This window comes from Burkholderia sp. Ac-20365, assembly GCF_017104715.1.
Lineage (GTDB): Bacteria > Pseudomonadota > Gammaproteobacteria > Burkholderiales > Burkholderiaceae > Paraburkholderia.
On record NZ_JAAGPI010000006.1, the window covers coordinates 145682 to 160538 of the forward strand.

The 14857-nt window shown below is 63.4% G+C and carries 12 protein-coding genes; 10 read left to right on the top strand and 2 right to left on the bottom strand.

The window, feature by feature from the left end:
• Window positions 1-298: 298 nt before the first annotated feature.
• Entirely contained in the window at window positions 299-1606 is a 1308-nt protein-coding gene (locus G3O01_RS13555) for a dicarboxylate/amino acid:cation symporter (protein WP_205805406.1), read from the top strand.
• Window positions 1607-1619: 13 nt separating this feature from the next.
• A complete protein-coding gene (locus G3O01_RS13560) occupies window positions 1620-2567 on the top strand; it encodes an amino acid ABC transporter substrate-binding protein (RefSeq protein ID WP_205805408.1) in 948 nt (315 codons plus the stop codon).
• Window positions 2568-2580: 13 nt separating this feature from the next.
• Here G3O01_RS13560 and G3O01_RS13565 read toward each other — a convergent pair whose 3' ends face one another.
• Entirely contained in the window at window positions 2581-3537 is a 957-nt protein-coding gene (locus tag G3O01_RS13565) for a helix-turn-helix domain-containing protein (RefSeq protein WP_205805410.1), read from the bottom strand.
• A gap of 217 nt (window positions 3538-3754) precedes the next feature.
• On the opposite strand from G3O01_RS13565, the gene G3O01_RS13570 reads away from it, so the two are divergent.
• From G3O01_RS13570 to G3O01_RS13605, 8 genes are all read left to right on the top strand, one after another.
• Entirely contained in the window at window positions 3755-4741 is a 987-nt protein-coding gene (locus G3O01_RS13570; protein ID WP_205805412.1) for a nitrilase-related carbon-nitrogen hydrolase, read from the top strand.
• A gap of 115 nt (window positions 4742-4856) precedes the next feature.
• Window positions 4857-5399, top strand: a complete 543-nt coding sequence (locus G3O01_RS13575) for a carbonic anhydrase (protein WP_205805414.1) — start codon at window positions 4857-4859, stop codon at window positions 5397-5399.
• A gap of 267 nt (window positions 5400-5666) precedes the next feature.
• Window positions 5667-6923: a cupin domain-containing protein gene (locus G3O01_RS13580; protein WP_205805415.1), complete on the top strand. Its 1257-nt coding sequence runs from the start codon at window positions 5667-5669 to the stop codon at window positions 6921-6923.
• Between the two features lie 92 nt (window positions 6924-7015).
• Complete coding sequence (locus tag G3O01_RS13585; RefSeq protein ID WP_205805418.1) at window positions 7016-8323, top strand: Nramp family divalent metal transporter; 1308 nt, start codon at window positions 7016-7018, stop codon at window positions 8321-8323.
• A 225-nt stretch (window positions 8324-8548) separates the two neighbouring features.
• On the top strand, window positions 8549-10243 hold the full coding sequence (locus tag G3O01_RS13590) for an ABC transporter substrate-binding protein (RefSeq protein WP_205805422.1): 1695 nt from the start codon (window positions 8549-8551) through the stop codon (window positions 10241-10243).
• Window position 10244: 1 nt separating this feature from the next.
• Complete coding sequence (locus tag G3O01_RS13595) at window positions 10245-11174, top strand: ABC transporter permease (protein ID WP_205805427.1); 930 nt, start codon at window positions 10245-10247, stop codon at window positions 11172-11174.
• Entirely contained in the window at window positions 11171-12031 is an 861-nt protein-coding gene (locus tag G3O01_RS13600) for an ABC transporter permease (RefSeq protein WP_205805436.1), read from the top strand. Before G3O01_RS13595 ends, G3O01_RS13600 begins: the two co-directional genes overlap by 4 nt.
• Window positions 12028-13818, top strand: coding sequence for an ABC transporter ATP-binding protein (locus G3O01_RS13605; protein WP_205805437.1), 1791 nt, complete (start codon window positions 12028-12030; stop codon window positions 13816-13818). Before G3O01_RS13600 ends, G3O01_RS13605 begins: the two co-directional genes overlap by 4 nt.
• Here G3O01_RS13605 and G3O01_RS13610 read toward each other — a convergent pair.
• Window positions 13815-14846: a MerR family transcriptional regulator gene (locus tag G3O01_RS13610; protein ID WP_205805439.1), complete on the bottom strand. Its 1032-nt coding sequence runs from the start codon at window positions 14844-14846 to the stop codon at window positions 13815-13817. The genes G3O01_RS13605 and G3O01_RS13610 overlap by 4 nt on opposite strands.
• Window positions 14847-14857: the final 11 nt, after the last annotated feature.

Consider the following 14857-nt stretch of genomic DNA (forward strand, 5'->3'; position numbering starts at 1 on the left):
CCGCACAACCGCGCCGGAGACCGCAATGCATTATCCGTTTTTGTCTTCTGATGCGCGACCGCTTCCCGTCTGCTTCCCGACCGACCCCGCTCGCGCTGGTTGCCTCGCCGCGCGGCTACGCTACACTTTATGACACGATCTGCCGTAAGCTATTGGGACGGGCAGGGGTGCGCGGGCAAGCAATCTTCTGAACCCGGCCACAGTCTTGAACGCAGCCGCCAGCATCCCGGGCAACGCGTGTCGCATCCTGTTTCGACCTTTCCATCCGCAAGACCATGCAGTGATTGGAGGCTTCGAGATGATGAAAAAGAATGCCGCGGCCATCTGGATCCTGGTCGCGATGCTGGTAGGCATCGGGATCGGCTACATGATCTACACGAACTTTCCGGACAAGAAAGCGGCCACCGAGATCGCCGGATACATCTCGCTCGTGTCGGACGTGTTTCTGCGACTGATCAAGATGGTGATCGGCCCGCTCGTCTTCTCGACCCTCGTCGTCGGTATTGCGCACATGGGCGACGCAGCCTCGGTCGGGCGCGTGTTCGCGAAGGCGCTGGGCTGGTTCGTCACCGCGTCGCTGATCTCGCTGCTGCTCGGCCTGCTGATGTCCAATCTGCTCAGGCCCGGCGAGAATCTCGGACTGCCGTTGCCCGACATCGGCGCGTCGGCGAATCTCGCGACTGCCAAGTTCACGCTCAAGGACTTTGTCGGTCACATGGTCCCACGGTCGTTCGCCGAGGCGATGGCCAACAACGAGATCCTGCAGATCGTCGTGTTCTCGATGTTCTTCGGCATCGCGCTGGCCGCGCTCGGTGATAAAGGCAAGGTGCTCGTAGCCGCGATCGACCAGCTCTCGCACGTGATGCTCAAGATCACCGGTTACGTGATGAAACTCGCCCCGCTGGCGGTGCTCGCGGCGATGGCCGCGACCGTGGCGGTCAACGGGTTGACCATCCTGCTGAAGTTCGCGGTCTTCATGGGTGACTTCTACCTCAGCCTGTTCCTGTTGTGGGCGTTGCTCGCGGCGGCTGGTTTTCTGTTTCTCGGGCCGCGCGTGTTCAAGCTGCTGGGGCTGATCAAGGAAGCCTTCATGCTGTCGTTCGCGACCGCGAGTTCGGAGGCCGCGTATCCGAAGATCCTCGACGCGCTGGATCGTTTCGGCGTGAAGCGCAAGATTTCCAGCTTCGTGATGCCGATGGGCTATTCGTTCAACCTCGACGGCTCGATGATGTATTGCACGTTCGCGTCGCTGTTCATCGCGCAGGCGTACAACATGCATCTGTCGATAGGCACGCAGCTGACGATGCTGCTGGTCCTGATGCTGACGTCCAAAGGGATGGCAGGCGTGCCGCGCGCGTCACTGGTGGTGATTGCCGCCACGCTCAACCAGTTCGGCATCCCCGAAGCCGGCCTGCTGCTGATCCTCGGCGTGGATACGTTCCTCGATATGGGCCGCTCGGCCACCAATGCGGTGGGCAATTCGATCGCCAGCGCGGTGGTCGCCAAGTGGGAAGGGGAACTGATGTCCGAAGCCGACGCCGCGGCCAATGCGGCGCGCATCGACGCCGAGCTGGACGCGACGCTCGCCCGTCCGGCAGAAAGCTGACAGGGACCGCGCCATGAAGACGCAGCGATTCTGGTCGATGCTGGCCATCGCAGGGCTGCTGATCGCCGGTTCAGCCGCGCGGGCGCAGGAGGACAGGCTGCCGTCCAGCCCGGCGCCCGACAACGTCGCGCCGGCGGCGCTGACGGGCACGCTGTCCAAGGTGCGCAATACGGGCAGCATCGCGGTGGGCTACCGCGAATCCTCGGTGCCGTTTTCGTATCTGAACGCGCGCAAGGAGCCGATCGGCTATTCGATCGAACTGTGCAAGGCGCTGGTATCGGCGATCGGCGACGCGGTCAACCGCACGCTGACCATCCAGTGGGTGCCTGTCACGCCCGAAAGCCGCATGGACGCGGTGGTCAGCGGCCGGGTCGATCTGGAATGCGGCTCGACGACCAGCAACGTGGAGCGCCAGAAGCGCGTGGCCTTCTCGCCGATCATCTTCGTGGCCGGCACCAAGGTGATGGTGAAGAAAGGTTCGCCAATCACATCGTTCCGCGATCTCGCGGGTAAGAAGGTCGCGGTGACGGCCGGCACCACCAACGAAACGGCGCTGCGCGATCTCGACAAGAAGTTCAGGCTCGGGATGCAGTTGCAGGTGGTGCCCGACCACGCGCAGGGTTTCGCGCGGGTGGCCGACGGCCAGGCCGATGCATTCGCCACTGACGACGTGCTGCTGTACGGCCTGATCGCGGAACATGCCAATGCGGGGGGAGAGTATCGCGTGGTCGGCGATTATCTGTCGTACGACCCGTACGGCATCATGTTCCGCAAGGACGATCCGCAACTCGCGCAAGTGGTGAAGGACACCTTCCAGGAGCTTGCCGCGGACGGAGAGATCGACCGGCAGTACAAGCGCTGGTTCCTGCGCCGCCTGCCTTCGGGCACCAGCCTCAACCTGCCGATGAGTGCGCAGCTTCAGACCATCATTCAGACCATGGCGGGTGGCGAGGCGCAGTGAGCGTCGCGCCGCTTCAGCTGCCGGTGGCGGATTCCGACCGGGCGCTTCTGCGCAGGATATCGGCGGGTACGCCATACGTGCGGACGAACGCACGGCGCATTCGTTCCCGGTCCGCGAAACCTGTTTCCTGCGCCACCACGTTAATCGTGTGGCGCCCTTGCTCGATCATGAATCTGGCTGCTTCCAGACGAAGCTGTTCGACAGCTTTGGCGGGCGACTGACCGGTCTCGGCGACGAACGCGCGGCTGAACTGGCGAGGGCTCAAGTTCGCCACTTCCGCAAGCTCTTCGATGGTGAGTGGATTGCGCAGGTTGCGGCGAATGTGCGCGAGGACCAGTTCGATCCGATCGGATTTCGGCGTCATGTCCAGCAGTGCGGAATGCTGCAACTGGCCACCCAGTCGACGCTGATTCATGACAAGCAGTCGGGCCACCATTTTTGCGGCATCGGGGCCGAGGTCGTTGTCGAGCAACGCGAGGGCGAGGTCGATCCCCGCCGTCATTCCCGCCGACGTCCAGAACGGACCGTCATTGATGAATATGCGGTCTTCTTCGGTGCGGACATTCGGGAAGCGCGCTCTGAATTCGGCCGCGTGAGCCCAATGCATGGTTGCGCGTCTGCCATCCAGCAGTCCTGCCTCGGCGAGGACGAATGCGCCACTGCAGATCGAGGATATCCGTCTGGATACCTTCGCTGCCTCCCTGACGAATGCGACCACAGGCGCGTCGGAAGCCGGCATCTTCATTTCGGTGATCGAGCCCACGATGACCGTGTCGAATGCGGGATCGCCGAACGCCTCGGTTTCCAGTGTCATGCCACCCGAAGAGACAACAGGACCACCGTGTTCGGACAGCAGATGGATCTCGTAGCAAGGGCCTCTCGGCGGCATGTTCGCGATCTCGAACACCGTCAGAGCCGCGAGGCTCATCAGCTGAAATCTTTTCGGCACTATGAAGCCAATCCGGTGCATATCTGACCTGCCGTCTGCAATATGAACGTGGTGTGAACGAGCGCCGTCCGGGTCGAATTCCCCGATAGCGGACTGATGAATCCGAGTAGTGAGCTTACTGCGCCCGGACGACGGATGTCATGAATGGTGGCAACAACGACATGGTTCGTAATGGGCCGCGACGTTAAGGTACAAGCACTTCTCTTATCCGTCTCGCACCAGCGAAAGGAACCTCATCATGTCGAAGATCATCCGCGCCGCAGCCGTCCAGATTGCGCCTGTCCTCTATAGCCGGGAAGGCACTGTCGATAAAGTCGTCAAGAAAATTCTGGAGCTCGGCAAGCAGGGCGTCCAGTTCGCGACGTTCCCTGAGACCGTCGTTCCCTATTATCCGTACTTCTCGTTCATCGAATCGCCATTTGCCATGGGTGCCGAGCATTACAAGCTGCTCGAACAGGCCGTGACGGTCCCGTCGGAGACGACTCGCGCAATCGGCGAAGCGGCACGCCAGGCCGGAATGGTGGTGTCGATTGGCGTCAATGAACGCGACGGCGGCACGCTCTACAACACGCAACTCCTGTTCGATGCCGATGGCACGCTCGTGCAGCGCCGCCGGAAGCTCTCGCCGACCTATCACGAACGAATGGTCTGGGGAATGGGCGATGGCTCGGGCCTGCGCGCTGTCGATACGGCAGTGGGCCGGGTCGGGCAGCTGGCGTGCTGGGAGCACTACAACCCGCTCGCCCGCTACGCGCTGATGGCCGATGGCGAGGAAATCCATTCGGCCATGTATCCGGGTTCGTTTGCCGGCGATCTTTTCTCGGAGCAGATTTCCGTGAACATTCGCCAGCACGCGCTGGAGGCGGGGGCCTTCGTGGTCAACGCGACCGCGTGGCTTGCGCCCGAGCAGCATCAGCAGATTCTGAAGGATACCAACACAACCCAGATCGGCCCGATCTCCAGCGGCTGCTTTACCGCCATCGTTTCGCCGGACGGCGAGTACATGGGTGGCGCGCCGCTGCGTGAAGGAGAAGGCGAGATCATCGCCGATCTGGATTTCTGGCAGATCGACAAGCGCAAACGCATGATGGACTCGCGTGGTCATTACAGCCGTCCCGACGTGCTTGGCCTCGTGATCGACCGCACACCGAAGCTGCATGTCATCGAGCGATCGGTGCGCGCGGCGGGTGAAGAGCCCGTCAAAGATCTGGAAGAGCTCGCCTGAGCCGCGTGTGAAATCGCGCGATACCGTCGTCGAGTGCGCATCGCGCGATTGCGACGCGCCTGACACTTGAGATTCAACCAGGCCACTTTGTGCCAACAACGCAGGAGCAAGCAAAATGGACTTCAACGATGTCATGCTGGAGCGTAACGCCGACTTCGCGAACACCGCGTTCGCGCCCGAACTGAAGATGATGCCGTCGACGGGAACGGTGGTTGTCGGCTGTGTCGACCCGCGCGTCGATCCCGCCAGTGTGCTGGGTTTGAAACAGGGCGAGGCGGCCGTGATTCGCAATGTCGGTGGCCGGGTCAACAAAAACCTGCTCGAAACGCTGGCAGTCCTGAGCGTCGTCGCGAAAGCGGCAGGACGCCCGGATGGTGCGCGCAATCTCGTCCTGCTGCAGCACACCGACTGCGGGATCATCGGCTGCCACAAGCATGCGCCTGCGTTGCTCGCGAAGCATCTCGGCGTCGAGACAGACGCGCTCGATGAACTCGCGATCACGGAACCGTACGAGGCGGTGGCACTCGATGTCGCGGCACTCCGCGCGAACGGCAACCTTCCCGATAACCTGATCGTGTCGGGGCTGGTGTACGACGTCAAGACAGGTCTCATCAAGACCGTGGTTCCTCCCGCGCCTTTGCGTGAGACGGCAGGCTGAGAATCGGCTGGGTGAAAGGGCCGGCAGATTGCGTAATTGCACGGCCAGCCCGCCTCGATCATCACCCGATCGACCCGCGCGTATTGCGCGTTCAATCTTTCGTATAAGACGCCCATGTCGATGGATGCTACGGCTTCCCGTAGGTCTGATAGGCGTCGTTCGTCTCAATCGTTACTGTGCTCGTCAAGGCTCGCTTCACTGATTGCAAACGCATCGATACGCCATCAGTCAGTCGAGCAGCCCTTGATCAACGTAACGAGGAATAACATGACGAACCTGTCCCGACGCAAGGCATTGATCGGCGCAGCGACGGCCGCAATGGCCGCCGGTGTCGCCGTGACGGCGAAAGCTGCCACTTTCGGCAATCCCGACCTGCCGCCCGAAGGCGCAGTCAACGCAAAAAATCCGCTCGGCCTGACCGATCCCGGCCCGCACAGCCACGCGCTGCAAAACCAGTTCCCGTCGTTCCAGAATCCTCCCGCTACCGACATCAACGGCATGCCGCTGTTCTGGTCTTCATTCAACAACGCGCACAAGCGCATCCAGAACGGTGGTTGGGCACGCGAAGTAACGCAGGCGGACTTCGCGATTTCAAAGGACATCTCCGGCGTCAACATGCGCCTGGGGCCGGGCGGCATTCGCGAAATGCACTGGCACCGGCAGGCCGAATGGGCGATCGTGCTCGACGGCACGTGCCGCATCACGACGCTCGACGAACTCGGCCGTCCGTCGGTTCAGGACGTGAGCGCAGGCGATCTCTGGTACTTCCCGCCGGGCCTGCCGCACTCGCTGCAAGGCATGGGGCCGACGGGCACCGAATTCCTGATTGCGTTCGATGCAGGCATGGCTTCCGAATTCAACACGCTGCTGCTGACCGACTGGGTCGCGCATACGCCGCCCGACGTCCTCGCGCAGAACTTCGGTGTTCCTGTCGAAGCATTCAGGAACATTCCGCTCGAAAACCTGTGGATCTTCCAGGGCAAGGAGCCGGGCCCGCTCGCAGCGGATCAGCGCGCGGCAGCATCGAAGAAGGGACCGCCTGCGTTGCCCGTGACATTCTCGCTGGCGGGCTCGCAGCCGGTTCGCAAGACGCGCGGCGGTCACGTGCAGATCGCGGACAGCCGCAACTTCAAGATATCCGAAGCCATCGCCGCGGCACTGGTGACGGTTCATCCGGGCGGCCTGCGTGAACTGCACTGGCATCCGAACGCGGACGAATGGCAGTACTACATCAAGGGCAAGGGACGCGTCACCGTATTCGACACGGGCCCGAAGGCCGAGACCGCCGACTTCAACGCGGGCGACATCGGCTACGTGAAAAAAGGCCTCGGCCACTACGTGCAGAACGTGGGCGACACCGACCTGATCTTCCTGGAAGTCTTCAAGGCCGATCACTTCGCCGAAGTCTCGCTGTCCGACTGGCTCACGCACACACCGCCTGAAATGGTCATGCAGACGCTGAACATCAGCGCCGAAACGCTCGCGCAGTTCCCGCGCGACCGGCCCGACATCCTGCCGCAATAAGTAGTCGCGATACGCCGGCGCGCACGCGCGCTGCCGGCGTTGCTGTTTCTGTTGATCGATCAATGCCAGAACGAGACCGGGAGTCAGTCGACATGCATCCTCTGCCGACATCAAGCAAACGCGCAGCGACAGTCAGCCTGACGTCCACGCAGAAGACAGGCCTTTCCGTGCGAGCCGCACTCGAAGGCAGAAGCAAAGGGATCGGCGCGTTCCTGCCATTCGTGGGGCCGGCGCTGATCGCATCAGTGGGTTACATGGACCCGGGCAACTTCGCCACCAACATCGAAGCGGGATCGCATTACGGCTATGGCCTGTTATGGGTCGTGCTGCTGTCGAGCCTCATTGCGATGCTGTTTCAGGCACTGTCCGCGCGCATCGGTATCGTCACCGGAAAGAACCTCGCTGAATTGTGTCGCGAGCATTTCCCGCCGCGCGTCACCATGGCAATGTGGCTCGCTTCTGAAATCGCGGCCATTGCGACCGATCTGGCCGAGTTTCTCGGCGGCGCACTCGCGCTGTCCTTGCTGTTTCATCTACCGATGCTGGTTTCGATGGGCATTGTTGCGGCGCTGACGTGCGCGATCCTGTCGCTCGAAAAGCGCGGTTTCCGGCCGCTCGAAATTCTCATCGCGACGCTCGTTGCGGTGATCGGCGGAACCTATGTGTGCGAGTTGATGATTGCGCCGCCCGAGTGGCCCGCCGTCATCGCGAATACGTTCGTGCCGCAACTGAAGGATAGCGGTGCATTGACGCTCGCAGTCGGTATCGTCGGCGCGACGATCATGCCGCATACGCTCTATCTTCATTCGGGCTTGACGCAAAACCGCGTGGCCGCAAAGAACAGCGGCGAACGACGCCGGCTCATCGACTTTTCCAACCGTGAAGTGATGCTCGCGCTCGGCGCCGCCGCGCTCGTCAACATGGCGATGGTGGTCATGTCGGCGACTGTCTTTCATCACGTGGCGCCGGGCATCAGCGATATCGGCGCGGCGTATCAGACGCTGATTCCCGTGCTTGGCGGCGGCGCGGCAGCGATTTTCCTGGTCGGATTGCTGGCGTCGGGAATCTCGAGTTCCGTAGTCGGCACGATGGCGGGGCAAGTCATCATGCAAGGCTTCGTGCGTACGAAGATTCTCGTCGTCGTGCGGCGGCTCGTGACGATCGTGCCTTCGTTTGTCGTGGTCGCAATGGGCTGCAATGTGACGCACGCGATGATCGTGAGCCAGGTCGTGCTGAGCATGGCGCTGCCGCTGCCGATGATCGCGCTGCTGTTGCTGTCGGGAAAGCGCGCTGTGATGGGGGAATTCGCGGTGAAGCCACGCACGCTGGGGTTGGCCTCTATCGCGGCGCTCGTCATTGTCGGACTCAATATCGTGCTGATCTGGCAGGCGCTTGCCTAACGATATCTGCTGCTTTGCAATCGACCACGCGTGCTAAGCGCGTGGTTATTCTCATGAAATAGCGAACATCGCATTCACGGTCGATGCAGTATCGACGGAAATCGTTATTGAGCGGGCACGCTTTCGGGCATTGCATGCGCATCAGCTATCGATAGCAAGATTGATTCGTTGGAGAGAGCGCAAGTCTTTACTTACGCTGCGGGATTACCCTCGACACCTCTACCGATGATTCACGATTCCACTCGCGCACGCACATTCGGCCTGAAGACAATCACGCTCGCATTAATCGGCACTTTCGTTATTGGTGCGTCACTCGTATTGAGCGGCTGCGACAAATCGGACGCCAACACCACGGCGCAGCGCGCACAATCGCTGAAGCCCGTCGCGGGCGGCACGCTGACATGGGGCGTCACGACGGAGCCCGCGTGTTTCGATCCGCACCGCGCGTCGCAGCAAAACGCCTTCTGGGTGATCCGCAATTACATCGATTCGCTGATCAGCAAGAAAACGGACGGCACCTACGCGCCGTGGCTCGCGAAATCGTGGACAGTGGCAGACGACGGCAAGAGCTACACGTTCAACCTGCGCGACGATGTCCATTTCACTGATGGCACCCCGTTCGATGCAAATGCCGTCAAGGCGAACTTCGACTACATCCTGAAGAACGTCAGCACGACATCGGCATCCGCGTCGTTGCTGGTGCATTTCGATCGCGTCGAGGTCGTGTCGCCGTATGTCGTGCGACTCGTGATGAAACAGCCGGATTCCACTACGCTGGAATCGCTGTCGAGCGTGAAGCTAGGCTTCATCTCGCCGAAGGCGCTCGCGGAAAACAAGGATCTGTGCGGCGGCGGGCCCGGCATCGTCGGTACGGGGCCGTTCGTTTTCAGTTCGTACCAGCGCGGACAATCGGCGACTTTCACGCGCAATGCCGCGTATAAGTGGGCGCCGGAGAATGCGCAGCATCAGGACACGGCGTACCTCGAGCACGTGACCTATCGCTTTCTGCCCGAAGCGGCAGTGCGCACGGGCGCGCTCAGTTCGGGACAGGTCGATCTGATCGAAGGCGTGCAGCCGACAGACGCGAGCGTGTTCGACAAGGTGGACGGCTTCCAGTACCTGACGGGACCATCCGCGACGACCTCGTTCACGCTGAACGTCAACTACACGGTCGCGCCTGCGAACGACGTGCGCGTACGGCGCGCGCTGCGCGACGGCTTCGATCTCGATGCGATCGTCAAGAGCGTGTATCTCGGCACGGTGCAGCGCGCGTGGTCGAACATCGGCCCGGACAATCCCGACTACAACGCGGAACTGAAGCATTCGTGGGGCAACGACGTCAAGGAGGCCAACCGCCTGCTCGACGAAGCGGGCTGGACGACGCGCGACAGCGAGGGCTTCCGCACGAAGGACGGCAAGCGTCTGTCGATCGAAGTCGGCTATCCGCAGCCGTATGTGCGCGACAGCCGCGACGTGCTGATCCGCGCGATCCAGTCGGCGCTGCGCCAGAACATCGGCCTCGATCTCGGCCTGCGCATCACCACGGCGGGCGACTTCGCGAACCAGAAGGCAACGGGCAACTGGACGATCTACCCGAACACCGACAATCCGTCCGACGTCGCGATGGAACTGTGGGACATGCTGGGCGACCAGGGCTTCCTCTATAACGCGATCAAGACGCCCGACAAGACCATCGTCGATTCGATCAACCGCTCGCGCCTGCTGCCCATCGGCGATGAGCGCCGCAAGCTGCTCGCGTTCGTGCAAAAGCGCGCCGTCGATGAAGCGTTCATCGTGCCGCTGTTCGCGCCCACTTATCATCTCGCCGCGAAGTCGACGGTGCATGGCGTGGGCTTCGAGCCGCAGCTCGATGGCCCGGCGAGTGCGTACGACATCTGGGTCGAGAAGCAGGGAGGCTGACGTGCTCAAGCAGATCGTCACGCGGGTTTTGACGGGCGCGCTGGTGATGTGGCTCGCGGCGACCACCGCGTTCCTCGCGATACACGCGCTGCCTGGCCGTATCGAAGACGTGCTGGCAGGCGACCTCGCGTATCCAGGCCTGCGCGAGGCGATCGCCGCGCAATGGGGCCTCGATCACAGTCTGCTGTGGCAATACGGGCAGTTCCTGTTGCGTCTTGCGCGCGGTGATCTCGGCACGTCCTTCGTGATGCAGCAGCCGGTGCTCGCCGTGCTCGGCAGCCAGTTGTGGCCGACCATCCAGCTCGCTTGCGCGGCGGGCGTGCTGGCCATCGTGCTCGCGCTGCTCGTCGCGACCTCGACGGCGGGGCTCGCGGCAGGCCGTGCCGCGTGGGCGAGCCGCATCGCGTCGGCGCTCGAATTGCTGTTCACGTCGTCGCCCGTGTTCTGGCTCGGCTTGCTGCTGCTGATCGTGTTTTCGTTTCACTGGCGGCTGTTTCCGGTATCGGGCGCGGCCGGCTGGCGCGCGCTCGTGCTGCCCGCCGTGACGCTCGCATTGCCGACGGCAGGCATGCTCTCGCAGGTCATGCGCGAGGCGCTGGAGGCCGTATTCGAAAGGCCTTTCGTGACGACGGTGAGAGCGCGCGGCGTGTCCGAATTCGCACTGCGCGCCCGGCATGTGTTGCGGCATGCGTTGCTGCCCGTCATCACGCTGGGCGGCTGGCTGATCGGCGGTTTGCTGGGCGGCGCGGTGATCACCGAGAAAATGTTCGGCCGGCCCGGTATCGGCAGCGTGACGCTGACGGCGGTGACCTCGCAGGACGTGCCGGTCGTGCTGGCCGTCGTGTTGCTGGCCGCGTTCGTGCACGTCGCGATTTCGACGTTGCTCGACGTGCTGTATCTGTTTATCGATCCGAGGCTGCGGGCATCATGAGCGATCTTTCTACTCCAGGCGTCGGACAGCGGTGGCGCCTGACGTTTGTCAATCGTCTGCCCGCAGCCGTGCTCGTGTCGGCGGCTTTTCTCGTTGCGCTTGCTTTCGCGATGGCGTTTCCTCGCGTCGTCACGCCGTACGATCCGCTCGTCAGCGATGTCGCACACGCGATGCAGGCGCCCGACGCCGCGCACTGGTTCGGCACGGACCGCATCGGCCGCGACGTGTTCGCGCGCGTCGTGTACGGCGCGCGTTATTCGCTGCTGATCGGACTCGCGAGCATGATCGTCAGTCTGCTGATCGGACTCGTGGTCGGCATGACGGCGGGGCTCGGGCGTCGCGTCGTCGATGAAAGCGCGTCGCGTGTGTTCGACGTGCTGTCGGCGTTCCCGCCCATTCTGCTGTCGCTGTTCGTGGTGACGTTTCTTGGTCAGGGCATCGTCAATATCGCGGTGGCTGTCGGCATTGCCGGCATTCCGAAGTTCGGGCGCGTGCTGCGCGCTCAGACGCTGGTCGTGCGCCGCGCCGATTATGTGACGCATGCCGTCGTGTGGGGACTGTCGCGCCGCGAAGTCTTTCTGCGCCACATCCTGCCGAACGTGCTGGCGGCCGTGCCCGTGATCGCCACCATCGATATCGGCAGCGCGATCATCGCCGTCTCCGGCCTGAGCTTTCTCGGTCTCGGCCCGCAGCCGCCGACGCCCGAATGGGGCGTGATGCTCGCCGAAGGACGCGACGTGCTGCGCGTCGCGTGGTGGCCGAGCGTGTTCCCCGGCATGGCGATCACGCTGACGGTGGTCGCGTTCTCCGTGATCGGCAAGCATCTGTCCCGCGTCTACGGAGTCAAAGCGCGATGAAGAATGATTTTTCGACGGCGCGCACGCTGGTCGATATACGCGGACTCCAGATCCGCTTTCCCGATGCGAACGACGGCGAGCCTTTGGTGCGCGGCATCGATCTGTCGATACGCGCAGGCGAATGCGTAGCGCTCGTCGGCGAGTCGGGCTCGGGGAAGAGTCTGACGGCGCGCAGCCTGATCGGCCTTGCAGGCCACGGCGCGCGGATATCGGCGCAACAGTTCGAGATTGATGGAAGGAGCGCGTTGCCCTTCAGTGAACGCGACTGGCGCGGCGTGCGCGGCGGGTTCGCGGGCCTCGTGATGCAGGACGCGCTGGTGTCGCTCGATCCGTTGCGTACGATCGGTGCCGAGATCGAAGAGACGCTCGCGCTGCACACGCGCCCAGGCTCGCGTGCAACGCGCCGCGCGCGCCGGGCGCGCGTGCACGCGACGATGCGCGATGTCGGCATGCCCGAACCGGAGCGCCGCGCGCAACAGTATGCGCACGAGTTGTCGGGTGGCTTGCGGCAGCGGGCATTGATCGCGTCGGCGATCGTCGCGGGCCCGGCGCTCGTGATCGCCGACGAGCCGACCACTGCGCTCGATGTGACCGTGCAGGCGCAGATTCTCGACGTGCTGGCGGCGCGTCTGCGCGAGGGCGTCGGTGTGTTGCTGGTGTCGCATGATCTCGCCGTCGTGGCGGAGATCGCGGACCGTGTGCTGGTGATGCATCGCGGCGAGGTCGTCGAACGTGGCTCGACGCACGACGTGTTGACGCGTCCCGCACATGCGTACACGCGCAGGCTGATCGCCGCGCAGCCGTCTGCGCACTCGCGCGGGCAGCGGCTGACGTCGGCGCGTCTCGGTACTGACGCGCATGGGCATGCCGATCGCGCGAGGCTGGTCGTGCGCGATCCGTTGCCGGCGCGGCAAAGCGTGTCGGGCGAGACGCTGTTGCAGGTCGAAGGCCTCGGCAAGCGTTACGCACGGCGCGGCCCGCGCGCCATCGCCGCAAACGGCAAGTCCGACAGCAGCGATTTCATCGCGCTCGATCACGTGTCATTCGACGTGCGGCGCGGCGAAGTGGTGGGGATCGTCGGCGAATCGGGTTCGGGCAAGAGCACCTGTGCGAAGCTCGTGCTCGGACTCGAAGCGCCATCGGCAGGGCAGGTGCGTTTTCTCGGCACGCAATGGAACGGCAAAGATGTGCGCGAGCCCGCGCGCCGCGCACTGCGCTCGAAGCTGCAGTACATCCCGCAGGATCCCCTCAGTTCATTCGATCCTCGCTACTCCGTGCGGCAACTGCTCGAAGAGGCGCTGACGTCGTCGGGGCTCGCGCCGCATCAGGTGCGGGAGCGCAGCGTCGAACTGCTCGAACAGGTCGGACTCGATGCGCGCCATCTCGACAGGCGGCCGCTGTCGCTATCGGGTGGACAACGGCAGCGTGTGGCGATCGCGCGCGCGATTGCGCCGCAGCCGGCGCTGATCGTCTGCGACGAGCCGGTGTCGGCGCTCGATGTCTACGTGCAAGCCCAGGTGCTCGATCTGCTCGGCACGTTGCAGGCTGAACTGGGTCTGTCGCTGCTGTTCATCTCGCACGATCTCGATGTGATCCGGCATGTCAGCGACCGCGTGCTCGTGTTCAAGGACGGACGCGTGGTCGAAGCGGGCGATGCGCAACGGCTCTTCGACGCGCCACGTCACGAGTACACGCGCCTGCTGATGTCCTCCGCGCCGTCGCTGCGGCGGGCAAAAGAGGAGCGCAGCGTGGAGCGTGTGCGTGATGTCGAATCGCTCGCGGGCTAGACGCTAATCGTCGAACGTGACGCCATTTCCGGAGTGCGCGCCACTCGCGCGCGCACTTCGGGCGACGCGAGGCACGTGGCGACTGCCTCGTAACCCGGCGCACCGGGATACGGCGCGACGCGCGTGGGCGGGCTGTGATTGGCGGGGCAAAGAGTAATCGCTTCGTCGGGGCCGACCAGCGAGAGATCGAGAATGGCCGACGAGCGCGTCAACATGAACAGGGGCCGCCGCGCCGTTTTCGCGCGATGGCGCAGATACACGATCAACGCTTCCTGAGTGGATCGATCGAGATCCTGTTCGATCATATCGACGATCAGCGCGTGAGGTGCCTCGCTTTCCAGCGCGGCGAGCAAGGTGGTCAGCGCTGTCGAAGCACGGGCGCCTTCGTCGACAAGCCACGCCAGCACCTGATCGACACGCGAGCGGAGACCGTCATCCATAGTCAACGCCGCGCTTTGATCGTCGAGCCGGTCGAGACCGAGAAACACCGCGCCTTCGAGCGTCTGCGCGAGCCGTCGTGCCAGCCGTGTCTTCCCGCTACCCAGCGATCCAATGATGTAGTTCAGCGGCCGAATATCGCGCAACTCGAACCATTCCCCGCCCCATGGCCACGGCAGTTCGAACGCGACGCGCGGGCCGCCCCCGCCGATCAACCCGGCTAGTTCCTGGCCAGCGGGCAACTGGCCTTGCGCGAGGTCGGTTTGAAGCTTTCGCACCTTGTCGAGTTTCGCGACAAGATCGCGCATCTGCGTGCCCAGCGCCGTTTCGTGCGCAGCTAACGCGGCGGCCAGGCTGCGCGCATCGCCATCGAGCACGCGGGCGACTTCCGTCAGGCTGAGACCGAGCGCACGCAGGCTCACGACTTCCGTGGCCCGCGCGATGTCGTGCTCGCCATACGCACGATATCCCGCTGCCGTGCGGCCCGGACTCAGCAAACCATGCTGTTCATAAAGCCGCAACGCCTTGATCGATACGCCCAGCCTGCTGGCCGCCTCCGACGCATTCAGACACTTCGTAGAAGAAGTCATGGGTCACCTCC

Excerpts from the sequence above, each read along its gene's own strand:
- G3O01_RS13555 (WP_205805406.1), top strand. The coding sequence starts at position 299 with ATGATGAAAAAGAATGCCGCGGCCATCTGGATCCTGGTCGCGATGCTG.
- G3O01_RS13560 (WP_205805408.1), top strand. The coding sequence starts at position 1,620 with ATGAAGACGCAGCGATTCTGGTCGATGCTGGCCATCGCAGGGCTGCTG.
- G3O01_RS13565 (WP_205805410.1), bottom strand. The coding sequence starts at position 3,537 with ATGCACCGGATTGGCTTCATAGTGCCGAAAAGATTTCAGCTGATGAGC.
- G3O01_RS13570 (WP_205805412.1), top strand. The coding sequence starts at position 3,755 with ATGTCGAAGATCATCCGCGCCGCAGCCGTCCAGATTGCGCCTGTCCTC.
- G3O01_RS13575 (WP_205805414.1), top strand. The coding sequence starts at position 4,857 with ATGGACTTCAACGATGTCATGCTGGAGCGTAACGCCGACTTCGCGAAC.
- G3O01_RS13580 (WP_205805415.1), top strand. The coding sequence starts at position 5,667 with ATGACGAACCTGTCCCGACGCAAGGCATTGATCGGCGCAGCGACGGCC.
- G3O01_RS13585 (WP_205805418.1), top strand. The coding sequence starts at position 7,016 with ATGCATCCTCTGCCGACATCAAGCAAACGCGCAGCGACAGTCAGCCTG.
- G3O01_RS13590 (WP_205805422.1), top strand. The coding sequence starts at position 8,549 with ATGATTCACGATTCCACTCGCGCACGCACATTCGGCCTGAAGACAATC.
- G3O01_RS13600 (WP_205805436.1), top strand. The coding sequence starts at position 11,171 with ATGAGCGATCTTTCTACTCCAGGCGTCGGACAGCGGTGGCGCCTGACG.
- G3O01_RS13605 (WP_205805437.1), top strand. The coding sequence starts at position 12,028 with ATGAAGAATGATTTTTCGACGGCGCGCACGCTGGTCGATATACGCGGA.
- G3O01_RS13610 (WP_205805439.1), bottom strand. The coding sequence starts at position 14,846 with ATGACTTCTTCTACGAAGTGTCTGAATGCGTCGGAGGCGGCCAGCAGG.